Here is an 8,328-nt window from a genome sequence, read left to right on the forward strand (position 1 = left end):
GATTCCACTTCGCGAGATCGAGCTTAAGCATAAACGCTGCGTGCTTCTGGTATCGGGGGCCGGTCTGGCCGACACAGGGGGCTCGGCACGGGATGCAACGTATCACAGAAATTACGTATCTCGCGCTTGGCGCGGTTTAGTTGCGCCCCTGAAAATCTTCCTCAGCTACGGCCACGATAGCAATGAAGAACTGGTCCGGCGCATCAAGTCCGACCTCGAAACCCGCGGGCATGAGGTCTGGTTCGACCGCAGCGCCATCCGTGCCGGAGATGACTGGCGGCGTGCCATCACCGAGGGTATCTTGGCCAGCCACCGGGTGTTGTCTTTCCTTTCCAGACACTCCATCCGCGATCCCGGCGTGTGCCTCGACGAAATCGCCATTGCCGTTGGCGTCAAAGGCAGCAACATCCAGACCATCCTGGTGGAGCGCGAGGGGGACGTGCGGCCACCGCCCAGCATCAGCCACATCCAATGGCTCGACATGCGCGACTGGAAGGAACAGCGCGCTGCCGGAGAGGCGGCCTGGGAGGATTGGTACGGCGCCAAGCTCGCCGAGATTGTCCGGGTGGTAGAGAGCGAGGAGACCAAACGCTTCGCCGGAGAGATTGAGGACCTCAACCACTGGCTGATGCCCATCTCCTCCGAGTCCCGAGTCTCCGGCCTGCTCGCCAAGCCCTTCGTCGGCCGCGACTGGCTGCTCGATTCCGTCGAGCAGTGGCGCAGCGCCGCCGACCGCAGCTCCCGGCTCTTCTGGATCCTGGGTGACCCCGGAGTCGGCAAGAGCGCCTTCGCCGCCCGCCTGGCCCACTACGGGCGCGACCGCGTCCTCGCCGCCCAGTTCGTCGAATGGGACAAGCCGGACCACCGCGACCCCCGCCGCGTGGTGCGCAGCCTCGCCTTCCAGCTTGCCACGCGCCTGCCCGAGTACCGCAAGCTGCTGCTCACCCTGCCGGAGCTGGCCCACCTGGACCGCAAGGACCCCGCGGAGCTCTTTGACTACCTGCTAGCCAACCCGCTGCGGACGGTCATCAAGGGCGGACGCCAGCGCCACCTGATCATCGTCGATGCACTCGACGAGGCCGAGGAGGACGGCCTCAACCCCCTTGCGGACTTGCTAGCGCGCGATGCCCAGCGGTTGCCCGACTGGATCGTGCTGCTCGTTACCAGTCGGCCGGAGAGCGCGGTCAAGACCCCGCTGCAGGGGCTAAAGCCATTCATCATTGATACCCGCATGGAGAGCAACCGGGCCGACATCCGCGCCTATATCCGCCACGAACTGGAACCCCAGTTCAGGGGTCGCCCCGATGCCGAGCCACTCGTCGAGCAGATCCTGGAGAAGAGCGAAGGGATCTTTCTCTACGTCGAAATCTTTCGCAGCGCCGTCCAGCGCAACGACCTGTCGTTGGACCACCCGGAGCAATTCCCGACAGGTCTCGGAGGGACATTCTTCCAATACCTGCGGCGGCTGTTTCCCAGCGAGGAGCGGTTCCGCAAGGAGGTGCGCGCCCCATTGCGCGCGATCCTCGCCGCCCGCGAACCACTGCCCATCGCGATCCTGCAGCGCTATTTCCGGTGGGAGGACGAGGATCTACGCGACTTCACCCGCCCCCTGGCCTCGCTATTCCCGGTGACGGACACCGGCGAAAGGACCATAAGGCCGTATCACAAGTCCCTGGCGGATTTTCTGACGGATGAGACCAAGGCGGGCGCCTACTTTGTCAGCTCCGAGGAAGGGCACCGACTGCTCGCGAACGCGTTTCAAGCTGAGCTCGCCACGGAATCCTGGTCGGAGCCATGCTACTGGGGTAGACATGCACGTACCCACCTGACTGCAGTTGGCGCGCTAATTGACGGCAAAAGGCCTCGGAAACAACGACAGCGGAGATCCGCGGTTGATGAGTCGCTGGCGGTTGCCTTTCTGCAGTCTCGCTCCGACTGCGAGGCTGAGGGTGTTGATTTGGCGGCGTGTGTGTGTCTGGCGAAGATCATGGGTAACGTACCGCTCGCCTTGGAGCAGGCCGCAGCCTACATTTGCGAACAGGGTCCGCATTACGGCTTCGCCGACTACCTTCGTGACTACGACAGAGCTGCTGCTGAGCTCTCGGGGGAGGGCATTGTCCATCCTAAGGAGTACCCTGATGTAGTCGCCGAGACCTGGCTGCCGTCGGTCCAGCGCCTGGGCGCCGCAGCGCGGACGGTGCTGCGTCTGTGCGCCTTTTTTTCGGCCATGCCCATTCCGATAACCCTGCTGCTATGTGGCAGCGCGGTGACACGGCGGCATAGCATCCGCTTTGGCAGCGACCCCAGCCCCTTGGCCGAGGACGAGGTGGAGTTCTGGGTGCGCGAGGCCCTCATCGACCTCAGAGCTTACTCCCTGATCCGACTCGAAGGGCGCACCGTCAGCTTCCACCCTCTACTGCGGAAGGTCGAGCTGCTCAACATCCCTGCTGCCGATCTGGACGCTGATCGGCACGCGGCCGTGGCGCTCTACCTCGCAACTCCACCGCTGTTCGGCTGGCAAGACGACCAACGCGGCAACTGGAGCCGTGCCGCCTTAGACGAGTGGCGCCTGCTGCTGCCCCATGGTCAGGTCCTGCTGGATCTTCCCGGCGAACGAGACCCCGAGTTGCTTGCGCGCGTGGGTGGAGCCATGGCCGGCCTGGGTGACTGGCAGGGCGCTCTGCCCCTGTTCACAGAAGCCTACCAACGGTTCGCCGACTTGTGGGGCGATAACGATCCGCGCACCCTCGTCGCCTTGGAGGACGTGGGCTATCTCCAAAGATACCTCGGCCATGCCGAGGAGAGCCTGCGCTCCTTCCGGGACAGCGAGGCCCGTCGGTGGGCAGCCCAAGGTCCCGAGCACGAGGGTACACTGCGCGCCCGGCACAACCAGGCAATCGCGGAGACCCTCCTCGGGCACTGGAACGACGCCGAGATTCACATCCGGGCGGTCGCTGAGATCCGCAAACGCGTACTCGGGCCGGACCACTATGACACCGTCACCAGCCTTCACGACTTGGGCTGGATGTTGAGCTCGGCCGGCCGCAAGCCGGAGACACAGGAGCGATGCTTCCGCGATGCCATTGCCGCCTGGGAGTCTGCCCTGGGTCCCGAGCACCCCGACACCCTCGCCAGCCTTAACAACCTGGCCCTTCTGCTCCAAGATACCGGTCGCGCCGACGAGGCCGAGCCGCTCCTTCGCCGCTCGATGGAGGCGCGCAGGCAGGCCTATGGCCCCCTCCACCCAGCCGCGGCCAACGGGGTCGCAAGCTACGCCCTGGTCCTGATGCGTCTGGGGCGCGACGCCGAGGCCAAGTCCTTCGCCGAGGAGGCCCTGGACATCTGGGCGCAAACGTCGGTGCCCGAGGACAGCCGCTCGGGAAAGGCGCACTGGATACTTGGGGTTGCCGCCGAGCAAGGCAGTAACGGGGACGGGGCCGTCACCCATCTGCGGCAGGCCCTGCACCTATTCCTCAAGGGCCATCCCGCGGACCACCCATGGGTAAGGGAGGTCCGCGCAAACCTGGAGCGGCTGGTCCGCGAGAACTGAATCAAGACAGTCGGGGAGTCGACGATGACAGCACTTCGGCTCGAATGGCAGGGCGTTTCCCCCGGGCCGTACGGAACCTTCGGCAGCGCTGGTTGACGATTTCGGTGGTGTTCGCTGGAAGATCTCAAACGTTCGTGATGGGGTTGCAAACCCCATCACGAACGGGTTTCGGCCCTGGATCATCTGCCCGCCTGGCGCGAGGCCGTTCCTATGTCGCTGGAGTGAATCCTGTTGTACCCGGTGCGCTGATCCCCGGCGCGCCCTGGCTGGGTGCCGGCAACGTCCCCGGTGACGGCCGGCAGGTGCCGAGCGACATGGCGTGAAATCGCACTATACATTTGGATGCGATAAACGTATATCATGCTGGCATGATTCAACGACCTTTCTGGCAGCAGCGGATCCAGGCGGCGTGGCGCGAAGCGCCCATCGCCTGGCTCTGTGGCGTCCGGCGCAGCGGCAAGACGACGCTGGCCCAGAGCCTCGGCGCTGAACAGATGCTCTACGTCAACTGCGACCTGCCGTCCGTCGAGGACATGCTGCGCGATCCGCAGGTGTTCTTCCGGGGCTGTTCCAAGCCGGTGGTGGTGTTCGACGAAATCCACCAGCTTCGCGATCCGGCTCGGGTGCTGAAGATCGGCGCGGACGGCTTTCCCGAGTTGCGGATTCTCGCCACGGGCTCTTCCACCCTCGCGGCGAGCAAGAAGTTTCGCGACACCCTGACGGGGCGTAAACGCGTGGTGCATCTGACGCCGGTGTTGTGGGATGAGCTTGAGGCCTTCGGTGTCGCGCTCCCGCAGCGACTGTTTCATGGCGGCCTGCCGCCCGCGTTGCTGGCGGAGTCGAAGCAGGCAGCCTTTTATCGTGAGTGGCTGGACTCGTTCTTTGCCAGGGACATCCAGCGGCTGTTCGGTTTTCGGGACATGAACCGCTTCAACACGCTGTTCGAATATCTGCTGCAACAGAGCGGCGGGCAGTTCGAGGTGACCAAAACGGCGACCGCACTGGGCATCACCCGACCCACGGTAGAGAGCCACGTCAGCGCGCTGGAGATCACCCATGCGATCACCCTGGTGCGGCCCTTCCACGGCGGCGGGCAACACGAACTGGTCAAGCAGCCCAAGATCTATGCCTTCGACACGGGCTTCGTCAGCTTTGCGCGCGGCTGGGATCCGTTGCGGCAGGAGGACTTTGGCCTTCTGTGGGAGCATCTGGTCCTGGAACACCTGCAGGCACGCTTCCCGGACACACCCGTGCGCTACTGGCGCGACAAGCAAGGTCGTGAAGTGGATTTCGTGCTCGCCCATCGCCGCGACCACGTGGATGCCATCGAATGCAAGTGGAATCCCGTGGCGTTCGACAGCTCGGCCCTCCAGGTCTTTCGCAGCTATTATCCAGAGGGTCGTAACTTCCTGGTCAGTCCCGCGGGCGCGCCGGGCTACGTCAAGCGATTCGGCGCCCTGGAGGTGAGAGTCTGTACGCCGTCGGAGCTAGTCCCGTTGGTTCGCCGAGTGTCTAGAGCAGCATGAGGAAGACCTATGTCAATAACTGTTTCCGTTTTTGTTGAAAGCCGTGACGTGCTCACGATGCAGTGCGACGTTCTTATACTGAAATACGCCCAGGGATTGTACGGTGCCGACCAGGCTGTGGTAAACGCCCTCGGCTTGTCTAACCGGGACTATGAGCCACTCTCGCCCGGCAAACACCTACGCGTCTCCACGAACGGCAAGCTGCCCTGTAAGGTGGTGCTCTTCGTCGGTGTGCCGCGGCTTTGGGATTTCGGCTACGCAGAGATACGCGAGTTTTCGAAGACGGCGCTGTCAATCCTCGCAAAGGAAGATTGCGAGAAGCGGTCTCTCGCGATGACCATGCACGGAGTTGGCTACGGGCTCGATGAAAAGGAGGCATTCTCGGCACAGGTCGCCGGCCTGATGGAGTACCTGCAGACACCCGAGACGGCTTGGCTTCCTGCAACAATCGCGATTGTGGAGCGGGATGAGAACCGGGCGGAACGCATTGCCGCTTTTCTGGCTGAAATCCAGGCGACAGCAGGTTCTATCGAGGCGCTATTTAATAACCGGACGCGCCTTAATGGCAATTTTTCTAGCATAGTCTATACTTAGAGTTAGGTTTCGGATTACGAGGAGAGTCGATCATGAGTAACGATTGGCTTAGTGACGCAAGAAAGATTCCTGGCGAACCAATGAGCTATATTCGGAAACTGGCGGTCCAGTCTGTCGTCGAACGAAATTACTCCCCTGATTTGGTGGCTAGTGTATTTGGCCTTTCCCGTAGCTCAGTCTATGAGTGGGTGAAAAAATACGAGAAAGCCGGCTATGATGCACTAAACACTCAAGATGCACCGGGGGCGGAACCGCGAATCACTGCCAAGATTGATACGTGGCTGAAGTCCATTGTTCTCTCAGAAAATCCAACAAGCTATGGATACGATACGGTCTTGTGGACCTGCCAGATTCTCGCTGAAATTATAGAAAAAACGTTTTGCGTCAGAGTGATTCCTTCAACAGTTAGTGCGCATCTGAGGCAATGGGTCTCAGTTATCAAGAGCCATGTTATCGTGCTAAAGAGCGTGATCCGGCGGAAATAGAATATTTTCTAAATGAAAAATTCCCAAGAATACAAAGACTTGCGTTAAAGATTGGCGCAGATATTGCATACGAAGATGAAGCGGGGGTCGATATGAGTGAACGATCCGGGCGCACATGGGGATTGATTGGGAGAACGCCCGAAGTCATAGTCACGGGGCAACGCGGTAAGCTGAATACACTTTCGCTTGTCACCAATGATGGCCAGATGGAGTATGAAGTAACGCAAGGCCGCATCAACTCAGAAGTATATATCGGCTTTCTTGACAAAGTACTGAGCGGTAGAGATAGCCCACTAATTCTTCTCGTTGATCGTGTTGCATTTCACCATTCAAAGGAAGTACGTGCTTATGTGCGGAGTAACCGCGCCAAAATTCGAGTTTATTTTCTGCCAAAATATGCACCCGAGTACAACCCGATGGAGCAAGGATGGGAAGAAATAAAAGACAACCACCTTAGGAAGCAGCCAATATGTACCCGTGATGATCTCAAAAATAGACTAAATTCAGCTTTGGATTCACTAAAAAAAGACATCAAGCGAATCCGGTCGTTCTTTCTCTTGCCGCATACAATGTATGCAAGCAGCTTGTCCGCATAACTAATGAAAGCTCGATAACAGTGTCAATGATCTTCCAAGCGCGCCGCGGAATCTCCCGGATGCCGGCATCAAATCGGCCACGAAGAAGCATGTGTTTGTTGCCATGCCCTACGATGAGGACATGCAGGATGTCTATGAATTCGGCATTTGTGAGCCGGTCAATGCGAGCGGGTGTCTATGCGAGCGCTGCGACCGCTCAGCGTTCACCGGGGAGGTGCTCGACAGGATCAGAAAGCGGATTGCGTCTGCTACCGTGGTCATCGCCGACATGACCGGCGCGAATCCGAACGTCTACCTTGAGGTCGGCTATGCCTGGGGTAAAGGAGTCCCCGTGCTTCTCGTCGCCAAGAAAGGGGAGCAGCTTCAGTTTGATGTGAGGATCCACCGGTGCATTTACTACAAGAACATCTCGGACCTTAGAAAACAACTGCTGCACCTGATGCCCGAACTCGTTTCGGAAGGTGTAGTGGATGATATGGTCTAATCGATCTGATACCGTCCAGTTTCAATGCATGCTACGCGGCTCGCTAACCTTCCAAGCAATACGAACGACTTGTGTCACCTCCGGTCATCATGCAGATTTTTCTAAGCTACAGTCGCAAGGACTATCAGCGGTGGTTCGAGAACCACCGGCTGATTCCATTCCTGCAGGAGTCTCTGAAAAGAGACAAAGTGCATCTGTGGTACGATCTCGATAAGGATGGCCTCCGGGCCGGCGAAGAGTTCAGAGAGAAGATTGAAACGGCCATCAACGACTCGGCAATCGCCATTCTACTGATCAGCCAGAATTTCCTGAACTCCGATTTCATCGAAGACGTCGAGCTTCCGTTGATCACCAAGCGGGAGAAGGAGGGATTGCTGCGAATCGTTCCGATCCTTGTGGACAATTGCGACTACAAGTCTGTTTCTTTCTTGGGTAAGCGACATATTCTGCCCGCCGGGCAGCCCCTCATCGACTTTGTCCGTGACGAAGTAATCTGGGAGAAAGCGAGAGCAAAGATACTCGCGGAGTTGAAGCGAGACGTCAGAGAAATTGGATCAGGCTCAGCCAAGTCTACCACCCTACCGTCAACCACTGAAAAGTCCGTTGAGCCGCCCATTCCTACACCTGACAAGGGCCGGTCCGGCCTCACCCGTCGACAGTTGCTGATGGGCACTGGAGCGGCGACATTGCTGGTCGGAGGAGGTGCCCTGTTTCTTGGGACTCGACGGACTATGAGCACAACACCGGTCTTGACACTCACCCCGGAGCGGGCGAAGGACCGGGATGCCTTTTTTGGCGCCTTACCCTGGCTGAACTGGCTGATCTACGACCCCAGCGAATACGATCCCATCCAGAACCGGTTTCCCTCGGAAGCCAGCATTCGGACCGATATCAGGCTGCTGCGCCAACACGGATTCAACGGTCTGGTCACGACCTCGTCCAAGGGATCGCTAAGACTCGACTTTGGCCATTTCAGGGAGTCGAGGCCAGTTGATTCAGCACGCGTTGCCAATCCTGGCGGGAAATAACGAGGGCGTCCGGGTCTGCGGTTGAGTTGACGAAATTCGCCGCCGCCCAACTGGTGCGGCGCACC

7 protein-coding genes are annotated in these 8,328 nt (G+C 59.5%); all 7 read left to right on the top strand.

From position 1 onward, the window contains the following. Positions 1–3,550, top strand: a 3,550-nt coding sequence (locus tag QZY03_RS17840; RefSeq protein WP_295583433.1) for a toll/interleukin-1 receptor domain-containing protein, incomplete at its 5' end; no start/stop codon positions are given. A 368-nt stretch (positions 3,551–3,918) separates the two neighbouring features. Beyond that, a complete protein-coding gene (locus tag QZY03_RS17845; RefSeq protein WP_295583435.1) occupies positions 3,919–5,076 on the top strand; it encodes an ATP-binding protein in 1,158 nt (385 codons plus the stop codon). Positions 5,077–5,085: 9 nt separating this feature from the next. Beyond that, complete coding sequence (locus tag QZY03_RS17850; protein ID WP_295583437.1) at positions 5,086–5,670, top strand: hypothetical protein; 585 nt, start codon at positions 5,086–5,088, stop codon at positions 5,668–5,670. A gap of 32 nt (positions 5,671–5,702) precedes the next feature. After that, positions 5,703–6,155 carry a helix-turn-helix domain-containing protein gene (locus tag QZY03_RS17855; RefSeq protein ID WP_295583438.1) on the top strand — a complete coding sequence of 151 codons (453 nt, stop codon included), beginning with the start codon at positions 5,703–5,705 and terminating at the stop codon, positions 6,153–6,155. Then, entirely contained in the window at positions 6,095–6,751 is a 657-nt protein-coding gene (locus tag QZY03_RS17860) for an IS630 family transposase (RefSeq protein ID WP_295583440.1), read from the top strand. The genes QZY03_RS17855 and QZY03_RS17860 overlap by 61 nt, the downstream gene beginning before the upstream one ends. Before the next feature lie 103 nt (positions 6,752–6,854). Beyond that, positions 6,855–7,235 (top strand): hypothetical protein, encoded by a 381-nt coding sequence (locus tag QZY03_RS17865; RefSeq protein WP_295583442.1) that lies wholly within the window; start codon positions 6,855–6,857, stop codon positions 7,233–7,235. A gap of 89 nt (positions 7,236–7,324) precedes the next feature. Next, on the top strand, positions 7,325–8,263 hold the full coding sequence (locus QZY03_RS17870) for a toll/interleukin-1 receptor domain-containing protein (protein WP_295583443.1): 939 nt from the start codon (positions 7,325–7,327) through the stop codon (positions 8,261–8,263). Positions 8,264–8,328 lie beyond the last annotated feature (65 nt).

Origin of the sequence: uncultured Lamprocystis sp. (genome assembly GCF_903933125.1) — a bacterium.
In the GTDB taxonomy this organism is placed as follows: domain Bacteria; phylum Pseudomonadota; class Gammaproteobacteria; order Chromatiales; family Chromatiaceae; genus Thiodictyon.